Raw genomic sequence first — 26,841 nt, 5'->3', positions numbered from 1 at the left:
AAATAATTAAAGCCGACTTTAAGAGTCGGCTTTTTTTTGAGTAAAGCGCCTATAACACATAATACAGAGGAATATACTATGACGCGCCGTGCTATCGGGGTGAGTGAAAGACCGCCACTTTTACAGACAATCCCGCTTAGTTTGCAACATTTGTTCGCCATGTTTGGTGCAACCGTCCTGGTGCCCGTCTTATTTCATATTAACCCGGCGACCGTACTGTTATTTAACGGTATCGGGACGCTGCTGTATCTCTTCATCTGTAAAGGTAAAATCCCGGCTTATCTCGGCTCCAGCTTTGCCTTTATTTCACCGGTATTGTTACTGTTGCCGTTGGGTTATGAAGTCGCATTGGGCGGCTTTATTATGTGTGGCGTGCTGTTCTGTCTGGTTTCTTTCATCGTGAAGAAAGCGGGAACCGGCTGGCTGGACGTGCTGTTTCCACCTGCGGCAATGGGCGCAATCGTTGCCGTCATCGGTCTGGAGCTGGCGGGCGTAGCTGCTGGTATGGCCGGTTTACTCCCGGCTGAAGGGCAAACGCCAGATTCCAAAACCATCATCATTTCTATTACCACGCTGGCGGTCACGGTTTTAGGTTCCGTGCTGTTCCGTGGTTTCCTGGCCATTATCCCGATTTTAATTGGCGTGCTGGTGGGGTATGCGCTCTCTTTCGCAATGGGAATTGTCGATACCACGCCGATTATTAATGCTCACTGGTTTGCTCTGCCAACTCTCTATACGCCGCGCTTCGAGTGGTTCGCCATTCTGACTATTCTGCCAGCGGCGTTAGTGGTTATTGCCGAACATGTAGGGCACCTGGTAGTAACGGCTAACATTGTCAAAAAAGATCTGCTGCGCGATCCGGGTCTGCACCGTTCGATGTTTGCTAACGGCCTGTCGACCGTGCTCTCCGGCTTCTTTGGTTCCACGCCAAACACCACCTACGGGGAAAACATTGGCGTTATGGCGATCACTCGCGTTTACAGTACCTGGGTTATCGGCGGCGCGGCGATTTTCGCTATCCTGCTTTCCTGTGTTGGTAAACTGGCTGCCGCTATCCAGATGATCCCACTGCCGGTAATGGGCGGTGTTTCGCTGCTGCTTTACGGCGTGATTGGTGCTTCCGGTATTCGTGTATTGATTGAATCGAAAGTGGATTACAACAAAGCACAGAACCTGATCCTGACTTCCGTGATTTTGATCATCGGCGTCAGTGGCGCGAAGGTAAACATCGGCGCGGCGGAGCTGAAAGGCATGGCGCTGGCGACTATCGTCGGTATTGGCTTAAGCCTGATCTTCAAACTGATTAGCGTGCTGCGCCCTGAAGAAGTGGTGCTGGACGCAGAAGACGCGGATATAACAGACAAATAATGTACTGACCGGGCAGTGCTGCTGCCCGGTTCAAACATCATGGGATTCTGTGGTAAACTTCTCGCGATTTTGTGAAATCCTGGTTGAGGTATCTCTGAACACACCGGCACAGCTCTCTTTGCCACTTTATCTTCCTGACGACGAAACCTTTGCAAGTTTCTGGCCGGGGGATAACTCCTCTCTACTGGCCGCGCTGCAAAACGTGCTGCGTCAGGAACATAGCGGTTACATCTATCTCTGGGCACGCGAAGGCGCGGGGCGCAGCCATCTGCTGCACGCGGCTTGCGCGGAATTGTCGCAGCGTGGCGATGCGGTGGGCTATGTCCCGCTGGATAAACGCACCTGGTTTGTCCCGGAAGTGCTCGACGGTATGGAGCATTTGTCGCTGGTTTGCATCGACAACATTGAGTGTATTGCCGGCGATGAGTTGTGGGAGATGGCGATTTTCGATCTCTACAATCGGATTCTGGAGTCGGGTAAAACACGGTTGTTGATCACTGGCGATCGTCCACCGCGTCAGTTGAATCTGGGATTACCGGATCTCGCGTCGCGTCTTGACTGGGGGCAGATCTACAAATTGCAGCCACTTTCTGATGAAGATAAGTTGCAGGCGCTACAGTTACGCGCGCGTTTGCGTGGTTTTGAACTGCCGGAAGATGTGGGACGCTTCTTGCTGAAGCGGCTCGACAGAGAGATGCGCACGCTATTTATGACACTGGATCAGCTGGATCATGCGTCGATTACCGCACAGCGTAAGCTGACCATTCCGTTTGTGAAAGAGATTCTGAAGCTGTAGGCAGGGTGTTTATTGTCGGATGCGGCGCGAACGCCTTATCCGATCTATGCGAAGCGCGTCCAATGCAATCACAGGCCGGACAAGACGCGGCAAGCGTCGCATCCGGCAATGTGCCTTAACTAGCGATGGGGCACATCTTAACCCACGATTTCCAGCACTTGTTCCGGTGGACGTCCAATGCGCGCTTTGCCATTGGCGACCACAATCGGGCGCTCCATCAGCTTCGGATTATCCACCATCGCCTGAATCAGCGCCTCTTCGCTAAGCGAACTGTCAGCCAGGTTCAGCTCTTTATAAAGCTCCTCTTTCTGGCGCATTAATTCACGGGCGCTATTCATCCCCAGCATTTTCAGCAAATCGCGCAGCGTTGCCGCATCGGCGGGTGTCTCAAGGTAGAGCACCACTTCTGGCTCCACGCCGTTTTCTTTCAGCAGGTTCAGCGTTTCACGGCTCTTTGAACAGCGTGGGTTATGGTAGATTTTTACCTGTTTGGTCATTGTTCTTCCTTTAATGCAAATTACATCTTGGTATAAGGCTTAAAGCGTTCCTGCAACTGGCGCAACTGGTCGATGCGCGCATCGTAACGCGCTTGTTGCAGGCTGCCTAATTTCACCTGCGAACTGGCGCTACTCAACAAGGAAATGGCCTGATCGAGTCGCCCTGCGAGTGCATAACCTTCTGCTCGCGCTGCCAATTCCTGATCGCGGTTATTTAGCGCGGCTTCTGCCTGTGCCAGCAAATCCCAGCCATTGCTGTCATCTTTATTATTAAAAGTGTAGCGATTCAGAATATTAGCCGCTTCCTGTGGCTGCCCACCTTGCAGATAAGCGTTTGCCAGGTTGAGCTGCAACACCGGATTGGTGCGTAAATCACGGGCATTTTTCAGGCGATTGATCGCATCATTGGCTTTGTTTTGCCCAAGGTCGATATCGGTAGCCAGATCGAGATACCACGCGTTGCCGGGTTCTGCCGCCAGTAACGGTTGCAGCGTTTTCCGTGCCTCGTCGTATTTATTGGCTTCCATCGCCTGTAAAGCACGACCATATTGCGCCGCCCGTTGCTGACGAACGTTACCTTTCGCCCATTCATCCAGCAAATCACTGGTGAGCTGGTTACGTCCGGAATTGTACATCCCCAGTGTGCGCGCTTTTGCCAGATAGAAATCTTCCGACGACTGCACCACCATCGGGCGCATCTGATTGGCACGGTTACGGGCATCAGCCAGGCGGCTTTCCGGTAACGGGTGAGTCAGCAGAATTTCCGGCGGACGCGAAGAGTAGCGCGCCTGATCGAGCAGTTTTTCGAGGAAGGTCGGCATCGCCTGCGGATCGAACCCCGAGCGTTGCAACACCTGAATACCAATGCGGTCCGCTTCCTGTTCATTTTGCTGGGTGAAGCTGATCATCCCCTGGCGCGTTCCCGCCAGCGTACCGGTCAGCGCCGCCATCCCCGCCTGCGGGCTGGCCATTGCCAGTAAAATAGAACCTAACGCCCCGACCCAGGTAAGCGGCGCGCTGCGTTGCTGATCTTCCATCGCTCGCGCCAGGTGACGTTGGGTGACGTGGGAGATTTCGTGCGCCATGACCGAAGCCAGTTGACTTTCGTTATCGGAATAACGGAACAAGGCAGAGTGCAGCACCACGTTGCCGCCAAAGAAAGCAAAGGCGTTGATTTCGTCGTTATTGATCAGAAAGAAATGGAACGGCGTCTTAACGGAGTTTGCATGTGAAACCAGGCGCATCCCCAGCGAATTAATATATTGCGTTAATAGCGGGTCATTAATTAACGGCGCGCTGCCGCGTAGCTGGCGAACATAATAGTCGCCCATCTGCATTTCCTGACCAATGGAAAGCGTGCTTCCTGCGGAGGTTCCCATATCCGGCAAAGTGTCTGCGCTATCGGCAAACGCCGGGGCTACCTGACCGATGGTCATAGCAGCAATGAGGGTTGCAACCAGGTTTTTTTTCAACTGCCTGAACATAACCTCTGTCCTGTATTTCTGGAGATAGTCATTTGACCGATACTGTGAAATATCGTTCCCACCGCGCCGCCTTTGAGTGTAGCGACGAAGATTAGCCCACTCAAATGACTTTTCAGTTTCCTGAATCCGTCATAAAAAGCGAAGTCTTTTTTGTGACATTTCGATACAATTGCGGATCGCAATCCCGCTCTTGAGGTTCAGGGAAGGTCTTTATGCTCGAAATGTTGATGCAATGGTATCGCCGCCGTTTTAGCGACCCGGAAGCGATTGCCTTGCTGGTTATTTTAGTTGCCGGATTTGGCATTATCTTTTTCTTTAGTGGCCTGCTCGCACCGTTGCTGGTGGCTATTGTGCTGGCCTATTTGCTGGAATGGCCAACCGTGCGCCTGCAATCTATTGGCTGTTCCCGCCGTTGGGCGACGTCGATTGTATTGGTGGTTTTCGTGGGTATTTTGCTGCTGATGGCGTTCGTGGTACTGCCTATCGCCTGGCAGCAGGGCATCTATTTAATCCGCGATATGCCGGGGATGCTCAATAAACTGTCTGATTTTGCCGCCACGTTGCCGCGCCGTTATCCGGCGTTAATGGATGCGGGCATTATTGATGCGATGGCCGACAATATGCGCAGTCGGATGCTCACCATGGGCGATTCGGTGGTGAAAATCTCTCTCGCCTCGCTGGTGGGCCTGCTGACCATTGCCGTCTATCTGGTGCTGGTGCCGCTGATGGTCTTTTTCCTTCTGAAAGATAAAGAGCAAATGTTGAATGCTGTCCGTCGGGTGCTTCCGCGTAACCGTGGGCTGGCAGGCCAGGTCTGGAAGGAGATGAATCAGCAAATCACCAACTACATCCGTGGCAAGGTGCTGGAGATGATTGTGGTGGGGATCGCCACCTGGCTGGGGTTCTTGCTTTTCGGACTGAACTATTCGCTGCTGCTGGCGGTGCTGGTCGGCTTCTCAGTGCTTATTCCGTACATTGGCGCATTTGTGGTGACTATTCCGGTGGTCGGCGTGGCACTATTCCAGTTTGGTGCTGGCACTGAATTCTGGAGCTGTTTCGCGGTATATCTGATTATCCAGGCGCTGGATGGCAACCTGTTAGTACCGGTGTTGTTCTCCGAAGCGGTTAACCTGCATCCGCTGGTGATTATTTTATCGGTGGTGATCTTCGGTGGGTTGTGGGGATTCTGGGGCGTGTTCTTTGCCATTCCTCTGGCTACGCTTATTAAAGCGGTAATCCATGCCTGGCCCGATGGCCAAATCGCGCAAGATTAACCTTCATTCCGCTACATCGCCGGATGTGAGGTGTGCTGGCCGCAAGCGCAGCCAGCACGGAATGGAGCAAAGTAATCAGGCGTGTTCTTTCAGCCAGTTAATCACTACGTCGTGGTGATTGCTGGTTTTGAAATCGTCAAATACATGTTCGATTTTGCCGTCAGCATCGATCAAGAAGCTGATGCGGTGAATACCATCGTAAGTTTTGCCCATGAAGGACTTCTCTCCCCAGACGCCGAATTGTTCGCACACCTGGTGGTTCTCATCAGACAGAAGCGTAAAGTTGAGCAGCTCTTTTTCCGCAAAACGGAAGAGTTTTTCGGGTTTATCGGTGCTAATACCCAGTACATCAACACCGGCTTTTTTCAACTCATCCATGTTATCGCGTAAGCCACAAGCTTGTACGGTACAGCCGGGGGTCATGGCTTTCGGGTAGAAATAAACCAGAACACGCTGTCCCTGGAAGTCGGTCAAATTAACTTGTTCTCCGTCTTGATCCGGCAAGCTAAATTTCGGTGCGATGTCACCGGCTTTCAGTGGATTCATTACTTAACTCCATCCTGTTCATCATGTTGGGAATAATTGACGACGCTAATACTGCCTTGCGCATTGAGTTCTGTACATAGTGCTTTGAAGGCTTGTTCAATATTTGCTGAGTCCGCAGACGCCGGGCTGTGGGCGGTTATCTGAATATGTAGTTGCGCAGCTCGTTCGTTTTCAGCAGGTTGCGTGCGAGACACTAGCTCCGCAATGTTCATATGGTGCGCGTCAAAAAGTGCGGTAAAGCGTTCAATTAAATGCGGTGAATCTGCCACATCGATCTGAACCCAGACAGATGCGGGCATCGGCGGACGCGGACGAGCCGTCGTGCGCTTCATCACGATTAAAAGATCCAGTTCGGCACCTTTCAACGGTAACGTTGATTCGATCAAGGTGATTGCGTTCCATGAACCGGAAAGCAGCATGATAAAGGTGAACTCTTCTCCCAGCATCGCCAGGCGACTGTCTTCAATATTACAGCCGCAACTACTGACATGACGGGTGATAGTGTTCACAATTCCTGGGCGATCGGCACCCAGCGCAGTGATCACCAGATAATGTTGCGATGACAGTGTCAAACCGGTTATTCCTTCAAGGGGGAGAGTAGCTCTTAAGGAAAGCATAAAAAAAACATGCATACAACAATCAGAACGGTTCTGTCTGCTTGCTTTTAATGCCATACCAAACGTACCATTGAGACACTTGTTTGCACAGAGGATGGCCCATGTTCACGGGAAGTATTGTCGCGATTGTTACTCCGATGGATGAAAAAGGTAATGTCTGTCGGGCTAGCTTAAAAAAACTGATTGATTATCATGTCGCCAGCGGTACTTCGGCGATTGTTTCTGTTGGCACCACTGGTGAGTCCGCTACCCTGAATCATGACGAACATGTTGATGTGGTGATGATGACCCTGGAGCTGGCTGATGGGCGTATTCCGGTAATTGCCGGAACTGGCGCTAACGCTACTGCGGAAGCCATTAGCCTGACACAGCGTTTCAATGACAGTGGCATTGTTGGCTGCCTGACGGTGACCCCTTATTACAACCGCCCGTCGCAGGAAGGTCTGTATCAGCATTTCAAAGCCATCGCTGAACATACTGACCTGCCGCAAATCCTGTATAATGTGCCGTCCCGTACTGGCTGCGATCTGCTACCAGAAACGGTGGGCCGTCTGGCGAAAGTAAAAAATATTATCGGAATCAAAGAGGCAACAGGGAACTTAACGCGTGTTAACCAGATCAAAGAGCTGGTTTCAGACGATTTTGTTCTGCTGAGCGGCGATGATGCGAGCACGCTGGACTTCATGCAGTTAGGTGGTCATGGCGTTATTTCCGTTACGGCTAACGTCGCAGCGCGTGATATGGCTCAGATGTGCAAACTGGCGGCAGAAGGGCATTTTGCCGAGGCACGCGTTATTAACCAGCGTCTGATGCCATTACACAACAAACTATTTGTCGAACCCAATCCAATCCCGGTGAAATGGGCATGTAAGGAACTGGGTCTTGTGGCGACCGATACGCTGCGCCTGCCAATGACACCAATCACCGACAGTGGTCGTGAGACGGTCAGAGCGGCGCTTAAGTATGCCGGTTTGCTGTAAAGTTTAGGGAGATTTGATGGCTTACTCTGTTCAAAAGTCGCGCCTGGCAAAGGTTGCGGGTGTATCGCTTGTTCTGTTACTCGCAGCCTGTAGTTCTGACTCACGCTATAAGCGTCAGGTGAGTGGTGATGAAGCCTATCTGGAAGCGGCACCGCTTGCGGAGCTTCATGCCCCGGCAGGAATGATTTTGCCGGTGACCTCCGGTGATTATGCAATACCGGTGACCAACGGTAGCGGTGCTGTCGGTAAGGCGCTGGACATTCGTCCACCAGCCCAGCCGTTGGCGCTGATTTCCGGCGCACGTACCCAGTTTACGGGCGACACCGCCTCGCTGCTGGTAGAAAATGGTCGTGGCAATACTTTGTGGCCGCAGGTTGTTAGCGTGTTGCAGGCGAAAAACTACACCATTACCCAACGCGATGATGCTGGTCAGACGCTGACTACCGATTGGGTGCAATGGAACCGTCTTGACGAAGACGAGCAGTATCGCGGTCGTTATCAAATCTCTGTTAAACCGCAGGGTTATCAGCAGGCGGTAACGGTGAAACTGCTGAACCTGGAGCAGGCGGGCAAACCGGTTGCAGACGCGGCTTCCATGCAGCGTTACAGCACGGAGATGATGAACGTCATTTCTGCCGGTCTGGATAAATCCGTGACCGACGCGGCTAATGCGGCGCAAAACCGTGCTTCCACCACCATGGACGTACAAAGTGCTGCTGATGACACAGGCTTACCAATGCTGGTCGTTCGCGGGCCGTTCAACGTGGTTTGGCAACGTCTGCCAGCGGCGCTGGAAAAAGTGGGCATGAAAGTGACCGACAGCACCCGTTCGCAGGGCAGTATGGCCGTGACCTATAAGCCGTTGTCTGACAACGGCTGGCAGGAACTGGGCGCGAGCGATCCAGGTCTTGCATCCGGTGACTATAAACTGCAGGTCGGTGATTTAGATAACCGCAGCAGCTTGCAGTTCATCGATCCGAAAGGTCATACGCTGACTCAAAGCCAAAACGACGCACTGGTATCTGTCTTCCAGGCAGCGTTTAGCAAGTAAAAATACAGGGCTGGAGTAATCCGGCCCTTTTTTCTGATATGATACGCAAACGTGTGCGTCGACAGAAAAACGCGATTTTAGCGTTAATTCGCACGAAATTTGTTTGTCGGACACAGGTCGGGTAAGGCGTTCGCGCCGCATTCGGCAAAACATCCGGCACACCAGACAGCAAAAGATTTTAAAACGTTAATTCACACCCAGGAGTGATAAAGATGCAAAAGCAAGCTGAGTTGTATCGTGGTAAAGCGAAAACCGTATACAGCACGGAAAACCCGGATCTGTTGGTGCTCGAATTCCGCAATGATACGTCAGCAGGTGATGGCGCGCGCATTGAGCAGTTTGATCGCAAAGGTATGGTGAACAACAAGTTCAACTACTTCATTATGAGCAAACTGGCTGAAGCGGGTATCCCGACTCAAATGGAGCGTCTGCTCTCCGATACCGAATGTCTGGTGAAAAAGCTGGATATGGTGCCGGTTGAGTGTGTCGTACGTAACCGTGCTGCTGGCTCTCTGGTGAAACGTCTTGGAATTGAAGAAGGTATTGAGCTGAACCCGCCGCTGTTCGATCTGTTCCTGAAAAACGACGCCATGCATGACCCGATGGTTAACGAATCTTATTGCGAAACTTTTGGCTGGGTAAGCAAAGAGAATCTGGCGCGTATGAAAGAGCTGACTTACAAAGCGAACGACGTGCTGAAAAAACTGTTCGATGATGCCGGTCTGATTCTGGTCGACTTCAAGCTGGAGTTTGGTCTGTACAAAGGCGAAGTCGTGCTGGGCGATGAGTTCTCCCCGGACGGTAGCCGCCTGTGGGACAAAGAAACGCTGGAGAAAATGGACAAAGACCGTTTCCGCCAGAGCCTCGGTGGCCTGATTGAAGCCTATGAAGCCGTCGCCCGCCGCCTGGGTGTACAGCTGGACTGATTTTTCTGTTCATCATCTTGCCGTGCTGCTGGCACGGCAAGATGACCGCTCTTGTAAGACGTGAATTGAACGCTCATTCCTCCATCATTTCCTCCCGTTTTTCTGTGGTAATCTTCCTCTGAAGCACCTACGATCATCACTATAATGAATATATTGTTGAGGTATCTATGCGCTGGCAAGGGCGTCGTGAAAGTGACAATGTTGAAGACAGGCGAAACAGCTCTGGTGGTTCGTCAATGGGCGGTCCCGGTTTCCGTCTGCCAAGCGGTAAAGGTGGGTTGATTTTACTGGTAGTGGTGCTGGTTGCTGGCTACTATGGTGTTGATTTAACTGGGTTGATGACCGGACAGCCGATTTCCCAACAGCAATCAACGCGCTCAATTAGCCCAAATGAAGACGAAGCGGCAAAATTCACCTCGGTAATTCTGGCAACCACGGAAGACACCTGGGGGCAGCAATTCGAGAAAATGGGTAAGACTTATCAGCAACCGAAGCTGGTGATGTATCGCGGAATGACGCGCACCGGTTGCGGCGCCGGACAGTCCATTATGGGGCCGTTCTATTGCCCGGCGGATGGTACGGTCTATATCGATCTCTCTTTCTATGATGACATGAAAGACAAACTGGGCGCGGATGGTGATTTCGCTCAGGGATACGTTATCGCCCATGAAGTCGGTCATCATGTGCAGAAACTGTTAGGCATTGAACCGAAAGTTCGTCAATTGCAACAAAACGCGACGCAAGCGGAAGTGAACCGCTTGTCTGTGCGTATGGAACTCCAGGCTGATTGCTTTGCCGGTGTCTGGGGGCACAGTATGCAGCAACAAGGCGTTCTGGAAACTGGCGATCTGGAAGAGGCGCTGAATGCGGCGCAAGCCATCGGCGATGACCGCTTACAGCAGCAAAGTCAGGGGCGGGTAGTGCCGGACAGCTTTACTCATGGTACATCCCAACAACGCTATAGCTGGTTTAAACGTGGTTTCGACAGCGGCGATCCGGCACAATGCAATACTTTCGGTAAAAGCATTTAACTTTCGGGGCAGGGATGGCTGAACTGACCGCGCTACACACATTAACAGCGCAAATGAAACGCGAAGGGATTCGCCGCCTGTTGGTGTTGAGCGGGGAAGCGTGCTGGTGTTGTGAACATGCGCTTAAATTGCGTGACGCATTACCCGGCGACTGGCTGTGGGTATCGCCGCAGCCAACTTCTGAAAACCACTGTACGCCAGCGGCGCTACAAACTTTACTTGGGCGCGAGTTCCAGCATTCGGTATTCGATGCCCGCCAGGGCTTTGATGCCGCAGCCTTTGCGGCGCTTGGTGGAACGCTGAAAGCGGGCAGTTGGCTGGTTTTGTTACTCCCTGTATGGGAAGAATGGGAAAACCATCCCGATGCTGATTCGCTGCGCTGGAGTGATTGCGCCAATCCCATCGCTACACCGCATTTTGTCCAGCATCTCAAACGCGTACTTGTGGCAGATGACGACGCTATTCTCTGGCGACAAGACCAGCCACTAATGCTGGCGGATTTTGTTCCCCGCTCTGACTGGCAATCCGCTACCGGCGCACCGCAACCGGAACAACAACAGATACTACAGCAGCTTCTGACTATGCCACCGGGCGTGGCAGCGGTAACTGCTGCGCGCGGACGCGGTAAGTCGGCGCTGGCAGGGCAACTCATTTCCCGTATTGCGGGCAGTGCGATAGTCACTGCGCCTGCGAGAGCCGCAACGGATGTGCTGGCCCAGTTTGCCGGAGATAAGTTTCGTTTTGTTGCGCCGGATGCATTGCTGTTCAGTGAAGAAAAAGCCGACTGGCTGGTCATCGATGAAGCTGCTGCAATACCCGCCCCACTATTACATCAACTGGTATCACGCTTTCCGCGTACTTTGTTAACCACTACGGTGCAGGGCTATGAAGGCACCGGACGTGGCTTTTTGCTGAAATTTTGCGCCCGCTTCCCGCATTTGCAGCGTTTTGAATTGCAACAGCCGATCCGTTGGGCACAGGGGTGCCCTCTGGAAAAAGTGGTTAGCGAGGCACTGGTTTTTGACGATGAAACCTTCACGCGCGTACCCCAAGGCAACATCGTCATTTCTGCATTTGAACAGACTTTATGGCGAAGCGAGCCAGAAACGCCGTTAAAGGTTTACCAGTTATTGTCTGGTGCGCACTACCGGACTTCGCCGCTGGATTTACGACGGATGATGGACGCGCCGGGGCAACATTTTTTACAGGCGGCAGGCGAAAACGAGATCGCCGGGGCGCTGTGGCTGGTGGATGAAGGGGGATTATCTGAAGAACTGAGTCAGGCGGTCTGGGCAGGTTTTCGTCGCCCGCGTGGCAACCTGGTAGCTCAGTCGCTGGCGGCACACGGCAGCAATCCACTGGCGGCGACGTTACGCGGGCGGCGTGTCAGCCGCATTGCAGTCCATCCGGCGCGTCAGCGGGAAGGCACAGGGCAGCAACTTATTGCTGACGCAGTGCAATACATGCATAGCCTCGACTATCTTTCAGTGAGTTTTGGCTACACCGAGGAATTATGGCGTTTCTGGCAACGCTGCGGTTTTGTGCTGGTACGGATGGGCAATCATCGCGAAGCCAGCAGCGGCTGTTATACGGCGATGGCGCTGTTACCAATGAGCGAAGCGGGTAAACAACTGGCACAACGTGAGCATTATCGTTTACGCCGCGACGTGCAAATTCTCATGCAGTGGAATGGTGAAAGCATCCCGGTTGATCCGTTAAACGACATCATGCTTTCTGATGATGACTGGCTTGAACTGACCGGTTTTGCTTTCGCTCATCGTCCCCTTTTAACGTCGTTAGGTTGTTTAACACGCCTGCTGCAAACCAGTGAACTGGCATTACCGGCGCTGCGAGGACGGTTGCAGAAAAACATCAGCGACGCGCAGTTATGTACCACACTTAAACTTTCAGGCCGTAAGGCATTGCTGGTTCGCCAACGCGAAGAAGCCGCGCAGGCACTATTCGCACTTGATGATGTCCGCACTGAACGCCTGCGCAATCGCATAACACAATGGCAATTTTTTCACTGACTCCTTCAATTTTATCCCATGGTCATTGTGGGGCAGCGGCGTAAAATTAATGACATCAGTTAAGGAGTTCGCCATGAAACATGACCATTTTGTTGTTCAAAGCTCGGATAAACCTGCCCAACAGTTGTTACTGCTTTTCCACGGTGTCGGGGATAATCCGGTGGCAATGGGGGAAATCGGTAGCTGGTTTGCACCGTTGTTTCCAGATGCGCTGGTGGTAAGTGTCGGTGGTGCTGAGCCGAGCGGTAATCCGGCGGGGCGTCAATGGTTTTCGGTGCAGGGCGTAACGGAAGAGAATCGCCAGGCGCGGGTGGATGCCATCATGCCGACGTTTATTGAGACGGTACGCTACTGGCAGAAACAGAGCGGAGTAGGGGCTAACGCAACGGCGCTGATCGGTTTCTCACAAGGCGCGATTATGGCGCTGGAGAGCATTAAAGCCGAACCGGGTCTTGCCTCACGCGTCATCGCCTTTAACGGACGCTATGCCAGCCTGCCGGAAACAGCTTCTACTGCTACAACAATTCACCTGATCCACGGTGGTGAAGATCCGGTTATCGATCTGGCTCATGCGGTCGCGGCACAGGAAGCGTTAATTAACGCCGGTGGAGATGTGACGCTGGATATCGTGGAGGATTTAGGTCATGCGATCGATAATCGCAGTATGCAATTTGCCTTGGATCACTTGCGTTATACCATTCCGAAACATTACTTCGACGAAGCGTTAAGCGGCGGTAAGCCCGGCGATGATGATGTGATTGAAATGATGTAAAAGACAGGTGCCGGATGCGTAGGCCGGATAAGGCGTTCACGCCGCATCCGGCTATGATGCCTGATGCGACGCTGACGCGTCTTATCAGGCCTACGGTTGAGCGCCAGACATTATCCGGCCCCTCCAGCTTACTTCTTCGGTTGATCCTTCTTCGGCCAGTCGTCGTCATCGTCCCATTTATCGTTGAAATCACGATGCGGGGGAAGCTCCGGCTTGTTGGCGAGAAATTTCTTATGGTCGACGCGCTTGAGATCTTTGATCACATTCAGCAGCACGCCTACCAAAAAGACAATCACCAGAATCCACCAATATTTAGCCAGCCAGTCCATGCTTATTTCCTCTTGCAGAACCACTCATCAGGCGACGAGCTGTTCCATGATTCGTTGATACATACGGGCAAGTAGCTGCAGGTCGGCAGCGTTCACACATTCATTAATTTTATGAATAGTGGCATTGACCGGCCCAAGTTCCACCACCTGCGCCCCCATGCGGGCAATAAAGCGCCCATCGGACGTTCCGCCAGTGGTCAGTAGCTGCGGTTTAATTTCATTATAGTGCTCAACCGCGTTGACGACCGCATCCACCAGTTTACCGCGTGCAGTCAAAAATGGCTGCCCGGAAAGCCACCAATCGACCGTATAACGCAGTTGATGTTTTTCAAGCAGGGCAAGCACCTGTGCTTTGATCATCTCATCAGTAAGTTCGGTGCTAAAGCGGAAGTTAAACTGTACAAACAGCTCACCCGGAATGACATTATTACTGCCAGTACCTGCCTGAATATTGGCTATTTGCATACTGGTTGCCGGGAAAAATTCATTGCCCTGATCCCACTCGATAGCCACTAACTCATTGAGGAAAGGGGCTGCGCGATGCACAGGGTTATCTGCAAGGTGTGGGTAGGCCACATGACCCTGCACGCCATGAATAGTAAGGTTACAGGTCAACGATCCGCGACGGCCATTTTTCACTACATCACCGACCACTTCGATACTCGACGGTTCGCCAACCAGGCAGTAATCCAGCCGTTCACGGCGCGCCATTAAGGTTTCGACCACTTTGACCGTGCCGTTGTGGGCGCTGGCTTCTTCGTCTGAGGTGATCAGAAACGCCAGTCGACCTTTATGGTTGGGATGTTGCGCGACAAAGCGTTCTGCTGCTACCACCATCGCCGCCAGCGACCCTTTCATATCTGCCGCGCCGCGCCCGAATAACATACCGTCGCGAATGGTCGGTTCAAATGGTGGATTGATCCAACGGTCGGCATCGCCAGGCGGTACAACGTCGGTATGTCCGGCAAAGGCTAACGTTTCTCCCTGTCCACGCCACGCCCAAAAATTCTGCGTATCCGCAAAGTCCATGCGTTCGATGGTAAAACCGATCGCCTGTAAACGTTCGGTAATGATTGCCTGACATCCTGCGTCATCAGGACTTAAGGATGGGCGGCGAATAAGCTGCTGTGTCAGCTCAATAACCGGACACGACATAGACTACACCTCATAGGAAAAATTGCTGATAACTGGATTCACTGAAACCCAGCAGCATAGGCTTCCCTGGCGCGCAGAGCAATGGGCGTTTGATAATTGCAGGCATTTCAGTCATTAATGCCGCCGCAGAAGCCGCATCGGTGATTTTATTGCGCGTGGTATCATCCAGTTTACGCCAGGTAGTACCACGGGTGTTGAGTAACGCTTCCCAACCTAATTCGTTGATAAAACCGTTCAATAATTCGCTGTCCAGCCCATCAACGCGATAATCATGAAAACGATAGTCGATGTTATTGGTTTCCAGCCAACGGCGAGCCTTTTTAATGGTGTCACAATTTTTAATGCCGTAAAGTGTAACCATAATGAATCCTTTTTCGATTTATAAGAATAAATACTCATTTAACGGTCAATACATTTTCCCGGCAAATGAATATCAGGGAATATAACATTATTAAGGTGTTTCACTTAACAATTATTAAATAATTGTGAGCATTTTGAATGCAATTATTAAGAATATTCCCCTAGGTATCTGTATGTATTTCAAACAGAATTAAGCAAGTATTAGAATCCGTATGAATCTGTTGAAATGTTGCTTTGCATCACATAAAAATCCCTGTCTCAGGGCCATAGTATTTACATAGGTTTTGCCCCGGAGGTAGTAATCACTGCAATCGAATAAATTAGCTTCACCACGGTATATTGTTTCCGTAGAATACCCATAATTATAAGAGAGGTTGTTATGATTGAACGTGAACTGGGGAACTGGAAAGACTTTATCGAAGTTATGCTTCGCAAGTAATTGCCAGGACAGAAGGTAAAATGAAAGAACCTGATGAACAGGTTCTTTATCAGAAAGTTGAAAAAGGCGACACGTTGGCATGTCGCCTTTTTTATTGCTTATTCCGGACGTGGCTTCAGAGGGAAACGACGGCGTACCAGCACAAAGAACAGCGGCACGAAGTAAATCGCCAGAATGGTGGCGGAGATCATTCCCCCCATTACGCCAGTACCCACTGCATGTTGACCACCGGAACCGGCACCGCTGCTGATTGCCATCGGCAGTACGCCGAAGATAAACGCCAGCGAGGTCATCAGTATCGGGCGTAAACGCTGGCGGCAGGCATAAAGCGTCGCTTCAAACAGGTCGTGACCTTTTTGGTTCATCTCGTTAGCGAACTCGACAATGAGGATGGCGTTTTTCGCCGATAAACCAATGACCGTTAATAGACCCACCTGGAAGTAAACGTCGTTTTCCAGCCCGCGCATCCAGGTTGCCAGCAGCGCGCCGATGACCCCCAGCGGCACGACCAGCATTACGGAGAACGGCACCGACCAGCTTTCATACAGCGCCGCCAGACACAGGAATACCACCAGTAATGAAATGGCGTACAGCGCCGGAGCCTGCGCGCCAGAAAGCCGTTCCTGATACGACATCGCCGTCCACTCCAGGCCAAAGCCGTTTGGCAACTGCTTCACTAACGATTCCATAATATCCATCGCCGTACCGGTACTGACGCCCGGTGCGGCCTCCCCGACAATTTCCACTGCGGAATAGCCGTTATAACGTTCCAGACGGGGCGAACCTGTCTCCCAGCGGGAGGTCGCGAAGGCAGAGAAGGGCACCATCCCACCGTCTTTGTTACGCACATACCACAGGTTGATATCATCCGGCAGCATCCGATACGGTGCGGCGGCCTGCACATAGACTTTCTTCACGCGACCGCGATCCATAAAGTCATTTACATAGCTCGAACCCCACGCGGTTTGCAGCGTGTCGTTAATATCGTCAATAGCAACGCCCAGCGCCTGAGCTTTACGCTGGTCGATATCAATCTGTAACTGCGGACTGTCATCAAGACCGTTATGGCGCACGCGGGTTAATTCCGGATTTTCCGCCGCCAGCGCCAGCAACTGGTTACGTGCAGCCATCAGCGCATCGTGACCCGCTCCGGCGTGATCCTGCAACTCCATATCAAAACCCGCAGAACTGCCAAGACCGCTGATTGCCGGCGGGCTACTGGCGATAACCCGGGCTTCTTTAATCTTATTAAATTCTTTCGTTGCACGTTCGATAATGGCAAACGAAGTGCCGGTTTTACTGTCGCGCTCACTCCAGTCTTTCAGGCGGATAAACATACGCGCCACGTTTTGCCCGTTGCCGCCAGGGCCTGAACCGACCGTGGCAAATACCGACGTGATGTTGTCTTTCTCATGAGTGAAGTAATACTTCTCGATCTGTTCCACCACTTTCAGCGTCTGTTGCTGGGTCGAACCGCTGGGTAGCTGCACCGAGGTGGTGAACATGCCACGGTCTTCCAGTGGCAGGAAGGACGTCGGCAGACGCAGGAACAGAAACACCATACCGCCAAGCAGCAGGACATAAATCACAATCCAGCGCAGGCTGCGGTGGAGAATTTTCGCCACCCCTTTCTCGTAGCGTTCGGCGTTACGGTTGAACATCTGGTTAAACCAGGCAAAAAAGCCTTTCTGCCCGTGATGCTCACCTTTTTTTAGTGGTTTAAGTAGCGTGGCACATAGCGCCGGAGTGAGGATCATCGCCACCAGCACCGACAGCACCATCGCTGCAACAATGGTAATAGAGAACTGGCGATAGATAGCTCCGGTGGTGCCGCCAAAGAAGGCCATTGGCACAAATACCGCCGACAGCACCATCGCAATCCCGACCAGTGCCCCCTGGATTTGCCCCATCGATTTACGTGTAGCTTCGCGAGGAGTGAGTCCTTCCTCACTCATAATACGTTCGACGTTTTCCACCACCACGATGGCGTCATCCACCAGTAGACCAATCGCCAGCACCATCGCGAACATGGTTAAGGTGTTGACGCTGTAACCGAAGGCGTAAAGCACGGAGAAAGTGCCCATCAACACCACCGGCACGGCGATAGTTGGAATCAGCGTAGCGCGGAAGTTTTGCAGGAACAGATACATGACGAGGAAAACCAGCGCGATAGCTTCTAACAGGGTTTTCACCACGTCTTCAATGGAGGCTTTAACAAACGAGGTGGTTTCATACGCCACCTTGTATTCCAGCCCGGGAGGGAAGTATTGCGCCAGTTCGTCGAGCCGGTTCAGTACCAGCTTCGCTGTGGCCATTTCGTTCGCGCCGGAAGCCAGTTTTACCCCCAGACCGGAGGCTGGCTTGCCATTAAAGCGGCTAAGATAATCGTATTTCTCCGCCCCCATTTCGACGGTGGCGACATCGCCCAGTTTCACTTCCGAACCATCCTGATTTACCCGCAAGTTGATATCGCGGAACTGTTCAGGCGTTTGCAACAGCGACTGGGCGTTAATGGTAGCGTTCAATGCTTGTTTATCGACAGAAGGTGTACCGCCAAGCTGTCCGACCGCAATCTGCGCGTTCTGTGACTCAATGGCGTCGGTTACATCTTTAGCCGTCATCTGGAAGCTGTTCAGTTTTGCCGGATCAAGCCAGATACGCATCGAATACTGTGAACCGTAGGCGTCGATATCACCAACGCCGTTAACGCGGCTTAGCGGATCCTGAATATTACTGGCAACGTAGTCGGCAATATCCTGCTTATCCATCGAACCATCGGTAGAGACGAAGGCAATGGTCAGGATGTTAGTATCGCCGGTTTTACGTACTGTCACGCCCTGGTTTTGTACTGCCTGTGGGAGTTTACGCATGGCCGATTGCAGCTGGTTTTGTACCTGCTGCACCGCCTCGTCTGGGTCGGTGCCAGCTTTAAAACTTAAGGTGACTGATGCCTGACCGGTGCCGCTGCTTTGTGACGACATATACATCAGGTTATCGAGGCCAGTCATATTCTGCTCGATAACCTGGGTCACGGTGTTTTCCAGCGTCTGGGCCGATGCGCCGGGATAGTTAGCGGTCACTCGCACGTTCGGCGGCGCGAGATCCGGGTATTGTTCAACGGGCAATGAAAAAATAGCCAGGGTCCCTGTCAGACATAACAGGATTGCCAGTACCCAGGCAAAAATGGGGCGATCAATAAAGAAATTCGCCATTAAAAGAGGACCTCGTGTTTCTGCGTATCGTTGTAGGCTTGACTTGCTTCACTGTAGCGGCAAGGTACGAGCCAATCGTGGAGAAAAAAAGGAGATAATGTAAATTATCATTCCCTTTTATACTGAACCTTAAGTGCCCGTATTCTTTGGTCAACAAGAGGTATTACATCAGTTGACTTTCCTCACCCGCCGCAGAGCGAAAGCTAATACTCACTAACGTGCCGCCACCGGAAGGTTGTGAAAAAGTCAGCGTTCCGCCCAGTCGTTCCGCGCGCTCGCGCATAATATTCAAGCCATAATGGCCTTCAGGTTCTTTCGGTTCACCGATGCCAATCCCGTTATCACGAATATAGACCGTGTGATTGCCGTCCGGCGCGGTGACGCAGCTAACGGCGATTTCGCTGGCATTGGCGTGCTTCATCGCATTCAGCACCGCTTCGCGAATAATTTGCAACAAATGCACCTGCATTTGCGCATCCAGTGCCAGGGTTGGCAAGCGGCAGTCGAGGGTCAGTTTGGCGCTGGTTTGATTTTGTAACGTATCCAGCATTTCCCGCAGCGCGGAGGGAAGATCCGCCTGCTGCAGCGTCAGGCGGAAAGTGGTCAACAGCTCGCGTAACTGTCGATACGCATCATTCAATGCCTGAGAAAAATCGGCCATGATACTTTGTGCGGTGGCGTTATCTTCCGGTATCGAACGTTTCAGTAATGTTAACTGGATACGCAAATAAGAAAGCACCTGAGCCAGTGAGTCGTGCAATTCGCGGGCGATGGTCGCGCGTTCTTCCATCAACAGCAACTGCTGAAAATGTTTCTGTGCCTGATTAAAGTACAAACCGCGCCCCAGCATCGACGAAACGCTGTTAAGCAGCGGTTCGGAGGCCGACACGTTGCTGTTTTGCCAGTGCAGCTCGCCGTAAACTGTCTCTTGCATCGTCACCGGTAAAATCTGCATCGGCAGCTCAGGGTTTGGCTTTCCTTCACTAATCCGCCAGTTTTCACCGACATTCAATTCCAGATATTCAGCCGCTTCATTGTCGCGAACGATCTGCAAAATATGGCGGAAACAATGCACATCAATCTGGCTGGTGTTCAGCGCCTGCGAACACTGATACAACACCTCCAGACGGCGCTTGGCCTCGTGGAGATCGCGGGTTTTTTCTTCTACTGACGCTTCCAGCGAGCGGTACAATTTATGCAGTTCGCTCGACATCTGGTTAAAGGTTTTGGCCAGCAGTCCCAGCTCATTGGGCAGGCTGGTATCCAGCGGCGGTGAGCCGAACTGCCCGTGTTCAATACGCTGACTGGCGGTAACCAGCTGATTCAGTGGGGCAACGACCTGATGGCGTATGCGGCGCAGAGTAAAAAAGACCAGTGTGAAAATACCGATGCCGCCAGCCAGCGAAATCGCCACCACCAGCAACATTTTGCGCTCAGCGTAGTGCTGTAAAGCCAGCACGAACAGGTCTATCTGATTGACATAATTATCGATATTGGCCTGATACCACGGCAAATCACCCTTGCTGAGCCGATTATTCATCTCCAGCCAGTTGGCATTCAGATGCGCATAGCGGGTTTTTACTGCCTCTGGCACATACCAGACGTTGAGATTGGTTAATACCGGTGAATGCAGTGCCTGCTGGAACAGCTGACGATGCGCATTGAGTTGTGGACTGCCACTTTGCAAGTCGTAGCCCAGGCGGTAACTCTGCATACGCAGCGATCCGGCAATATTGATCGCCTCAGCGTCGCGCAAACTGCTCGCCAGAGTTAGCAGAGCGATACCCGTGGAAAGAATCGACAGCAGCACAATGTAAAAAAAGGCCCTGGCCAGACTGGCCGAGACGGGTCGTTTAACAATCACACGCGTCTTCTCCACATAAAATCATTAATGTTCCAGATTGTTGAAACGCAATTTAGTCAGTGATGGGATTATTTGATCTGCCACAGTTTATAGCGAAATAGTTACTTGTTCTGGGCACATGGACATTGCCGATTCCCCTGCAAGTCGGGTAATAACAACACTCATATAAAGAATAAGGTTTTTACAACCAAAAAAGAAGGTCGTTATGAATCGTTTTATTATGGCCAACAGTCAGCAATGTCTGGGTTGTCATGCTTGTGAAATTGCCTGTGTCATGGCTCACAATGATGAGCAACATGTCCTGAGCCAACACCATTTTCATCCCCGAATTACGGTTATCAAACATCAGCAGCAACGTAGTGCAGTGACCTGTCACCATTGCGAAGATGCGCCCTGTGCCCGTAGCTGCCCCAATGGCGCAATCAGCCATGTTGATGACAGCATTCAGGTCAATCAGCAAAAGTGTATTGGCTGTAAATCCTGTGTGGTGGCCTGTCCGTTTGGCACCATGCAGATTGTCCTGACACCCGTCACAGCGGGTAAAGTGAAAGCCACGGCACATAAATGCGACCTGTGCGCAGGGCGAGAAAACGGCCCCGCCTGTGTCGAAAACTGCCCGGCGGATGCGCTGCAACTGGTTACCGACGCCGCACTCTCCGGCATAGCGAAATCTCGCCGCTTGCGCACTGCACGTCAGGAACATCAACCGTGGCATACCAGTACAGCGGCACAAGAAATGCCGGTAATGAGTAAAGTCGAGCAAATGCAGGCAACGCCCGCGCGCGGCGAGCCGGATAAACTGGCAATTGAAGCGCGCAAAACCGGCTTTGATGAAATTTATCTGCCATTCCGCACCGACCAGGCACAACGGGAAGCCTCGCGCTGCCTGAAGTGCGGCGAGCATAGCGTCTGTGAATGGACCTGCCCGCTGCATAACCATATTCCGCAGTGGATTGAACTAGTGAAAGGCGGAAATATCGACGCCGCCGTCGAGCTTTCTCACCAGACCAACACCCTGCCGGAAATTACTGGACGCGTCTGTCCGCAAGACCGTTTGTGTGAAGGTGCCTGCACTATTCGCGATGAGCACGGCGCGGTAACTATCGGCAATATTGAACGCTACATTTCAGATCAGGCGCTGGCGAAAGGCTGGCGTCCTGACTTAAGCCATGTCACCAAAGTGGACAAGCGAGTGGCGATTATCGGTGCGGGTCCGGCAGGGCTGGCCTGTGCAGACGTCCTGACACGCAACGGCGTGGAGGTGACGGTATACGATCGCCATCCAGAAATCGGAGGCTTGCTCACCTTTGGCATTCCTTCTTTCAAACTGGATAAATCGCTGATGGCGCGCCGTCGGGAAATCTTCAGCAAAATGGGGATTCACTTCAAACTCAATTGTGAAGTGGGTAAAGATGTCTCTTTGGATTCGCTGCTCGAACAGTACGACGCAGTCTTCGTTGGCGTCGGCACTTACCGTTCCATGAAAGCGGGCTTACCCAATGAAGATGCGCCGGGCGTTTATGACGCGCTGCCGTTCCTTATTGCCAACACCAAACAGGTGATGGGGCTTGAAGAGCTACCGGAAGAGCCGTTTATCAATACCGCCGGGCTAAATGTCGTGGTACTGGGCGGCGGCGACACCGCGATGGACTGTGTGCGCACCGCACTGCGCCACGGCGCAAGTAACGTCACCTGTGCCTATCGTCGTGACGAAGCTAACATGCCCGGTTCGAAAAAAGAGGTGAAGAACGCCCGCGAAGAGGGGGCTAACTTCGAATTTAACGTCCAGCCAGTGGCGCTTGAGCTGAATGAGCAAGGTCACGTCTGCGGGATTCGTTTCCTGCGTACGCGTCTTGGCGAGCCGGATGCACAAGGGCGTCGGCGTCCGGTGCCGGTGGAAGGCAGTGAATTTGTCATGCCAGCCGACGCGGTGATTATGGCGTTTGGTTTTAATCCGCATGATATGCCGTGGCTTCAGTCACACGGTGTAACGGTGGATAAATGGGGGCGCATCGTGGCTGATGTTGAAAGTCAGTACCGTTACCAGACGACGAACCCGAAAATCTTCGCTGGTGGCGATGCCGTGCGCGGTGCGGATCTGGTGGTGACTGCAATGGCGGAAGGGCGCCATGCGGCGCAGGGAATCATTGACTGGCTGGGGATAAAATCAGTCAAATCTCACTAATTCCATCCGCAGACAAACCCGACTTCACAGCGTAAGATACTTGTTCATTTCGCGCTGTGGAGTCGGTATGACGCAACAAATCACCCTCATCAAAGACAAAATTCTCTCCGATAACTATTTCACCCTGCACAACATTACCTACGATCTCACCCGCAAAGATGGCGAAGTTATCCGCCATAAACGTGAAGTTTACGATCGCGGCAATGGCGCGACGATCCTCCTGTACAACGCGAAGAAAAAGACTGTAGTTCTGATTCGTCAGTTCCGCGTCGCGACCTGGGTTAATGGCAATGAAAGCGGGCAGTTGATTGAAACTTGTGCCGGGTTGCTGGACAACGACGAACCCGAAGTGTGCATTCGCAAAGAAGCGATTGAAGAGACGGGCTATGAGGTTGGCGAAGTACGCAAATTATTTGAACTGTACATGTCGCCTGGTGGTGTGACCGAGCTAATCCACTTTTTTATCGCCGAATACAGTGACAGTCAGCGTGCTAACGCGGGGGGCGGCGTCGAAGATGAAGATATTGAAGTGCTCGAGCTGCCGTTCAGCCAGGCGCTGGAGATGATCAAAACCGGCGAGATACGTGACGGTAAGACGGTGTTATTGCTTAATTATTTGCAATCGTCACATTTAATGGACTGAAAAATAACAATAATATTTCGTTGTTTATTATTGGCTCAATCCGATAAATCCGATTGAGCCGCGCTACCTGCGCAACGAAGATACGACTTGTGCTGTTTGTTTGAACTTCTGGGGTCGTACCGTCCATGCGCTATCGCATTTTCCTTCTCTTTTTTTTCGCTTTGTTGCCGACGTCTTTAGCGTGGGCAGCACCAGCGCAACGGACGTTTTCTGACTGGCAGGTCACCTGTAACAACCAAAATTTCTGCGTAGCGCGCAACACAGGCAATCATAATGGACTGGTGATGACTCTCAGTCGCAGTGCTGGGGCGCATACCGATGCCGTTTTGCGTATTGAGCGCGGCGGGTTGAAGTCGCCGGATGCGTCGGAAGAGGCGATAGCGCCACGACTGCTGTTAGATGGTGAGCCGCTGGCGTTAAGCGGGGACAAGTGGCGGATTTCGCCGTGGTTATTAGTGACCGATGATACAGAGACCATCACCGCGTTTTTGCAGATGATTCAGGAAGGGAAGGCAATTACCTTACGCGACGGCGCTCAGACCATTTCTCTTAATGGATTAAAAGCGGCGTTGTTGTTTATTGATGCCCAGCAAAAGCGCGTGGGTAGTGAAACTGCGTGGATCAAGAAAGGGGATGAGCCGCCACTCAGCGTGCCGCCTGCGCCTGCGCTGAAAGAGGTTGCGGTAGTTAACCCAACGCCGACACCACTCTCACTCGAAGAACGTAACGATTTACTGGATTATGGAAACTGGCGGATGAATGGTCTGCGTTGTTCGCTTGATCCGTTGCGTCGTGAGGTGAATGTCACTGCGCTGACCGATGATAAAGCATTGATGATGATTAGCTGTGAGGCGGGCGCCTATAACACCATTGATCTGGCGTGGATAGTGTCGCGTAAAAAGCCGCTGGCCTCGCGTCCGGTACGGTTACGTTTGCCGTTCAACAACGCTCAGGAAACGAATGAACTGGAGCTGATGAACGCGACATTTGATGAAAAATCGCGTGAACTGGTGACGTTAGCGAAAGGCCGTGGATTAAGTGATTGTGGTATTCAGACTCGCTGGCGCTTTGACGGCCAGCGTTTTCGTCTGGTGCGTTACGCCGCCGAACCGACCTGCGATAACTGGCATGGGCCAGACGCCTGGCCCACGCTTTGGATCACGCGTTGAGTGCCATCTGGCGGATGCGGCGTAAACGCCTTATCCGCCCTACGGTCCGGCGCGGTTTGTAGGCCTAATAAGACGCGTTAGCGTCGCATCAGGCAAACCGGCATCAGGCACCTTTCACTCCCAGTACCTTATGCGCTTTTGCCACAATATTCTCGGCGGTAAAGCCAAAGAACGGGAACAATTTATCCGCCGGAGCAGATTCGCCATAACCCGTCATCCCGACAATCGCACCTTTCAGGCCGACGTATTTGTACCAGTAGTCGGCGATGCCTGCTTCCACTGCCACGCGAGCCGCAACGTTAGAAGGCAACACCGACTCCCGATATTCCTCATCCTGGGCGTCGAAAATATCGGTCGAGGGCAGGGAAACCACGCGAACATTGCGACCTTCTCCCGCTAATTTCTCCGCCGCTTGCAGGGTGATTTCCATCTCTGAACCGGTAGCAATCAAAATAATATCCGGCTTGCCGCCGCTGTCTTTCAGCACATAACCGCCACGGGCAATCTCTTTTACCTGATCCGGCGTACGTTCCACCTGCGCCAGATTCTGCCTTGAGAGGATCAGCGCCGTCGGCCCGTTGTGGCGCTCAACCGCCAGCTTCCAGCCCACCGCTGCTTCCACCTGATCGCACGGTCGCCAGGTGCTGAAATTCGGTGTTAAGCGCAAACTGGCCAGTTGTTCAACCGCCTGGTGCGTCGGGCCATCTTCGCCCAGACCAATCGAGTCATGGGTATAAACCATAATCTGCCGCGCTTTCATCAGCGCCGCCATCCGCGCGGCGTTGCGGGCGTATTCAACAAACATCAGGAACGTCGCGGTATACGGTACAAATCCACCGTGGTGCGCGATGCCGTTGGCGATGGCGGTCATACCAAATTCACGTACCCCGTAGTGAATATAATTCCCTGCCAGATCTTCCTTCAGCGACACAGAACCTTTCCAGATGGTGAGGTTACTGGGAGCCAGATCCGCCGAACCGCCGAGCAGTTCCGGCAGCATAGAGCCGTAAGCGTTAAGCGTATTTTGCGACGCCTTACGGGTAGCGATTTTCGCCGGATTTGCCTGCAACTCATTGATATATTTCTGAGTCGTTTTCTCCCAGTCTTTCGGCAAACCACCACTCATCCGGCGGGTAAACTCTTCTGCCAGTTGCGGATGAGCCTTTTTATACGCGGCAAACTTCTCATTCCAGCTCTGCTGCGCTTTTTCGCCTTTTTCGCGGGCATCCCAGGCGTGATAAATCTCTTTGGGGATCTCAAATGGCGGATGGTGCCAGCCCAGTTTTTGCCGTGCCAGCGCCACTTCTTCTTCACCCAACGGTGCGCCGTGCGCCTCTTCTTTACCCGCTTTATTAGGCGAACCAAAGCCAATTACCGTGCGGCAGATAATCAACGACGGTTTATCTTTCACGCTTTGCGCTTCGAGAATCGCTTGCTTCACCGCCTGCGGATCGTGACCGTCGATTTCATGGACAACATGCCAGTGATAGGCTTCAAAGCGTTTTGCCGTATCGTCGGTAAACCAGCCTTCGGTTTCACCATCAATGGAAATACCGTTGTGGTCGTAAAAGCCAATCAACTTGCCCAGCCCCAGCGTTCCCGCCAGCGAACAGACTTCGTGGGAAATACCTTCCATCAGGCAACCGTCGCCCATAAACACATAAGTGAAGTGATCGACAATCTCATGGTCCGGTTGGTTAAACTGCGCCGCCAGCGTGCGCTCCGCTATCGCCAGTCCGACCGCGTTCGCCAGCCCTTGCCCCAGCGGTCCCGTGGTGGTTTCTACGCCTGGCGTATAGCCAAGCTCCGGATGTCCTGGGGTTTTCGAATGCAACTGACGGAAGTTCTTCAGCTCTTCCAGCGGCAGGTCGTAACCGGTCAGATGCAGCAAACTGTAGAGCAGCATCGACGCGTGACCGTTGGAGAGAATAAAGCGGTCGCGATCATACCAGGTCGGGTCGGTGGGGTTATGTTTAAGAAAGTCGTTCCACAGCACTTCGGCAATATCGGCCATGCCCATTGGCGCGCCGGGATGACCAGAATTGGCTTTTTGCACCGCATCCATACTGAGCGCGCGAATCGCATTGGCAAGGTCTTTTCGGGACATATAACA

At 52.4% G+C, this 26,841-nt stretch carries 23 protein-coding genes; 13 read left to right on the top strand and 10 right to left on the bottom strand.

Going from position 1 to position 26,841, the window contains the following annotated elements:
• The first annotated feature begins 78 nt into the window (after positions 1–78).
• Positions 79–1,368 carry a uracil permease gene (gene uraA / locus HEN21_RS07135; protein ID WP_010349867.1) on the top strand — a complete coding sequence of 430 codons (1,290 nt, stop codon included), beginning with the start codon at positions 79–81 and terminating at the stop codon, positions 1,366–1,368.
• 94 nt (positions 1,369–1,462) lie between these two features.
• Positions 1,463–2,164 (top strand): DnaA inactivator Hda, encoded by a 702-nt coding sequence (locus HEN21_RS07130; RefSeq protein ID WP_071599018.1) that lies wholly within the window; start codon positions 1,463–1,465, stop codon positions 2,162–2,164.
• Positions 2,165–2,301: 137 nt separating this feature from the next.
• Here HEN21_RS07130 and arsC read toward each other — a convergent pair whose 3' ends face one another.
• Positions 2,302–2,661: an arsenate reductase (glutaredoxin) gene (arsC, locus tag HEN21_RS07125; RefSeq protein WP_000166460.1), complete on the bottom strand. Its 360-nt coding sequence runs from the start codon at positions 2,659–2,661 to the stop codon at positions 2,302–2,304.
• A gap of 20 nt (positions 2,662–2,681) precedes the next feature.
• Positions 2,682–4,145, bottom strand: a complete 1,464-nt coding sequence (gene bepA / locus HEN21_RS07120; protein ID WP_000489665.1) for a beta-barrel assembly-enhancing protease — start codon at positions 4,143–4,145, stop codon at positions 2,682–2,684.
• A 212-nt stretch (positions 4,146–4,357) separates the two neighbouring features.
• Here bepA and HEN21_RS07115 point away from each other — a divergent pair, with 212 nt between their 5' ends.
• Positions 4,358–5,419, top strand: coding sequence for an AI-2E family transporter (locus HEN21_RS07115; RefSeq protein ID WP_000892038.1), 1,062 nt, complete (start codon positions 4,358–4,360; stop codon positions 5,417–5,419).
• 75 nt (positions 5,420–5,494) lie between these two features.
• Here the strand turns inward: HEN21_RS07115 and bcp are convergent, their stop codons facing one another.
• Positions 5,495–5,965 (bottom strand): thioredoxin-dependent thiol peroxidase, encoded by a 471-nt coding sequence (bcp, locus tag HEN21_RS07110; RefSeq protein ID WP_001068679.1) that lies wholly within the window; start codon positions 5,963–5,965, stop codon positions 5,495–5,497.
• Positions 5,965–6,537 (bottom strand): glycine cleavage system transcriptional repressor, encoded by a 573-nt coding sequence (locus HEN21_RS07105; protein WP_000176182.1) that lies wholly within the window; start codon positions 6,535–6,537, stop codon positions 5,965–5,967. Before HEN21_RS07105 ends, bcp begins: the two co-directional genes overlap by 1 nt.
• Before the next feature lie 146 nt (positions 6,538–6,683).
• On the opposite strand from HEN21_RS07105, the gene dapA reads away from it, so the two are divergent.
• The 6 genes from dapA to ypfH all read left to right on the top strand — a co-directional run bounded on the left by dapA (position 6,684) and on the right by ypfH (position 13,372).
• Positions 6,684–7,562 (top strand): 4-hydroxy-tetrahydrodipicolinate synthase, encoded by an 879-nt coding sequence (gene dapA, locus HEN21_RS07100; RefSeq protein WP_010349870.1) that lies wholly within the window; start codon positions 6,684–6,686, stop codon positions 7,560–7,562.
• A gap of 16 nt (positions 7,563–7,578) precedes the next feature.
• Entirely contained in the window at positions 7,579–8,613 is a 1,035-nt protein-coding gene (gene bamC / locus HEN21_RS07095) for an outer membrane protein assembly factor BamC (protein ID WP_105286681.1), read from the top strand.
• Between the two features lie 212 nt (positions 8,614–8,825).
• On the top strand, positions 8,826–9,539 hold the full coding sequence (purC, locus tag HEN21_RS07090) for a phosphoribosylaminoimidazolesuccinocarboxamide synthase (RefSeq protein ID WP_001295467.1): 714 nt from the start codon (positions 8,826–8,828) through the stop codon (positions 9,537–9,539).
• A gap of 167 nt (positions 9,540–9,706) precedes the next feature.
• Positions 9,707–10,570 (top strand): KPN_02809 family neutral zinc metallopeptidase, encoded by an 864-nt coding sequence (ypfJ, locus tag HEN21_RS07085; RefSeq protein ID WP_175118951.1) that lies wholly within the window; start codon positions 9,707–9,709, stop codon positions 10,568–10,570.
• 14 nt (positions 10,571–10,584) lie between these two features.
• Entirely contained in the window at positions 10,585–12,600 is a 2,016-nt protein-coding gene (gene tmcA / locus HEN21_RS07080) for a tRNA cytosine(34) acetyltransferase TmcA (protein WP_176252313.1), read from the top strand.
• Positions 12,601–12,673: 73 nt separating this feature from the next.
• Positions 12,674–13,372 (top strand): esterase, encoded by a 699-nt coding sequence (gene ypfH, locus HEN21_RS07075; RefSeq protein WP_176252314.1) that lies wholly within the window; start codon positions 12,674–12,676, stop codon positions 13,370–13,372.
• A gap of 128 nt (positions 13,373–13,500) precedes the next feature.
• Here ypfH and HEN21_RS07070 read toward each other — a convergent pair whose 3' ends face one another.
• From HEN21_RS07070 to HEN21_RS07060, 3 genes are read right to left on the bottom strand one after another with little or no spacing between them, the layout of a single operon-like run.
• On the bottom strand, positions 13,501–13,701 hold the full coding sequence (locus tag HEN21_RS07070; protein WP_000383836.1) for a YpfN family protein: 201 nt from the start codon (positions 13,699–13,701) through the stop codon (positions 13,501–13,503).
• Between the two features lie 27 nt (positions 13,702–13,728).
• Positions 13,729–14,856, bottom strand: a complete 1,128-nt coding sequence (dapE, locus tag HEN21_RS07065; RefSeq protein ID WP_001277781.1) for a succinyl-diaminopimelate desuccinylase — start codon at positions 14,854–14,856, stop codon at positions 13,729–13,731.
• 10 nt (positions 14,857–14,866) lie between these two features.
• Positions 14,867–15,217, bottom strand: coding sequence for an ArsC family reductase (locus HEN21_RS07060; protein WP_000258261.1), 351 nt, complete (start codon positions 15,215–15,217; stop codon positions 14,867–14,869).
• 378 nt (positions 15,218–15,595) lie between these two features.
• Between HEN21_RS07060 and ypfM the strand changes: the two genes are divergently transcribed.
• Positions 15,596–15,655 (top strand): protein YpfM, encoded by a 60-nt coding sequence (gene ypfM, locus HEN21_RS07055; protein WP_001386977.1) that lies wholly within the window; start codon positions 15,596–15,598, stop codon positions 15,653–15,655.
• A 98-nt stretch (positions 15,656–15,753) separates the two neighbouring features.
• Here ypfM and acrD read toward each other — a convergent pair whose 3' ends face one another.
• Together acrD and narQ are read right to left on the bottom strand one after the other, a co-directional pair.
• Entirely contained in the window at positions 15,754–18,867 is a 3,114-nt protein-coding gene (gene acrD, locus HEN21_RS07050; RefSeq protein ID WP_176252315.1) for a multidrug efflux RND transporter permease AcrD, read from the bottom strand.
• A 163-nt stretch (positions 18,868–19,030) separates the two neighbouring features.
• On the bottom strand, positions 19,031–20,731 hold the full coding sequence (gene narQ / locus HEN21_RS07045) for a nitrate/nitrite two-component system sensor histidine kinase NarQ (RefSeq protein WP_176252316.1): 1,701 nt from the start codon (positions 20,729–20,731) through the stop codon (positions 19,031–19,033).
• A gap of 205 nt (positions 20,732–20,936) precedes the next feature.
• Here narQ and aegA point away from each other — a divergent pair, with 205 nt between their 5' ends.
• The 3 genes from aegA to HEN21_RS07030 all read left to right on the top strand — a co-directional run bounded on the left by aegA (position 20,937) and on the right by HEN21_RS07030 (position 24,728).
• A complete protein-coding gene (aegA, locus tag HEN21_RS07040; protein WP_176252317.1) occupies positions 20,937–22,916 on the top strand; it encodes a formate-dependent uric acid utilization protein AegA in 1,980 nt (659 codons plus the stop codon).
• A gap of 67 nt (positions 22,917–22,983) precedes the next feature.
• Complete coding sequence (gene nudK / locus HEN21_RS07035) at positions 22,984–23,559, top strand: GDP-mannose pyrophosphatase NudK (RefSeq protein WP_010350316.1); 576 nt, start codon at positions 22,984–22,986, stop codon at positions 23,557–23,559.
• A 125-nt stretch (positions 23,560–23,684) separates the two neighbouring features.
• Positions 23,685–24,728, top strand: coding sequence for a DUF1176 domain-containing protein (locus tag HEN21_RS07030; RefSeq protein WP_176252318.1), 1,044 nt, complete (start codon positions 23,685–23,687; stop codon positions 24,726–24,728).
• Positions 24,729–24,831: 103 nt separating this feature from the next.
• Here the strand turns inward: HEN21_RS07030 and tkt are convergent, their stop codons facing one another.
• Positions 24,832–26,835, bottom strand: coding sequence for a transketolase (gene tkt, locus HEN21_RS07025; protein ID WP_176252319.1), 2,004 nt, complete (start codon positions 26,833–26,835; stop codon positions 24,832–24,834).
• Between the last annotated feature and the right edge of the window lie 6 nt (positions 26,836–26,841).

Origin of the sequence: Escherichia sp. 93.1518, from assembly GCF_013368915.2 — a bacterium.
Taxonomy (GTDB): domain Bacteria; phylum Pseudomonadota; class Gammaproteobacteria; order Enterobacterales; family Enterobacteriaceae; genus Escherichia; species Escherichia ruysiae.
Note: the sequence above shows the minus strand (reverse complement) of the source record. Positions and strands in the feature narration are given on the sequence as shown.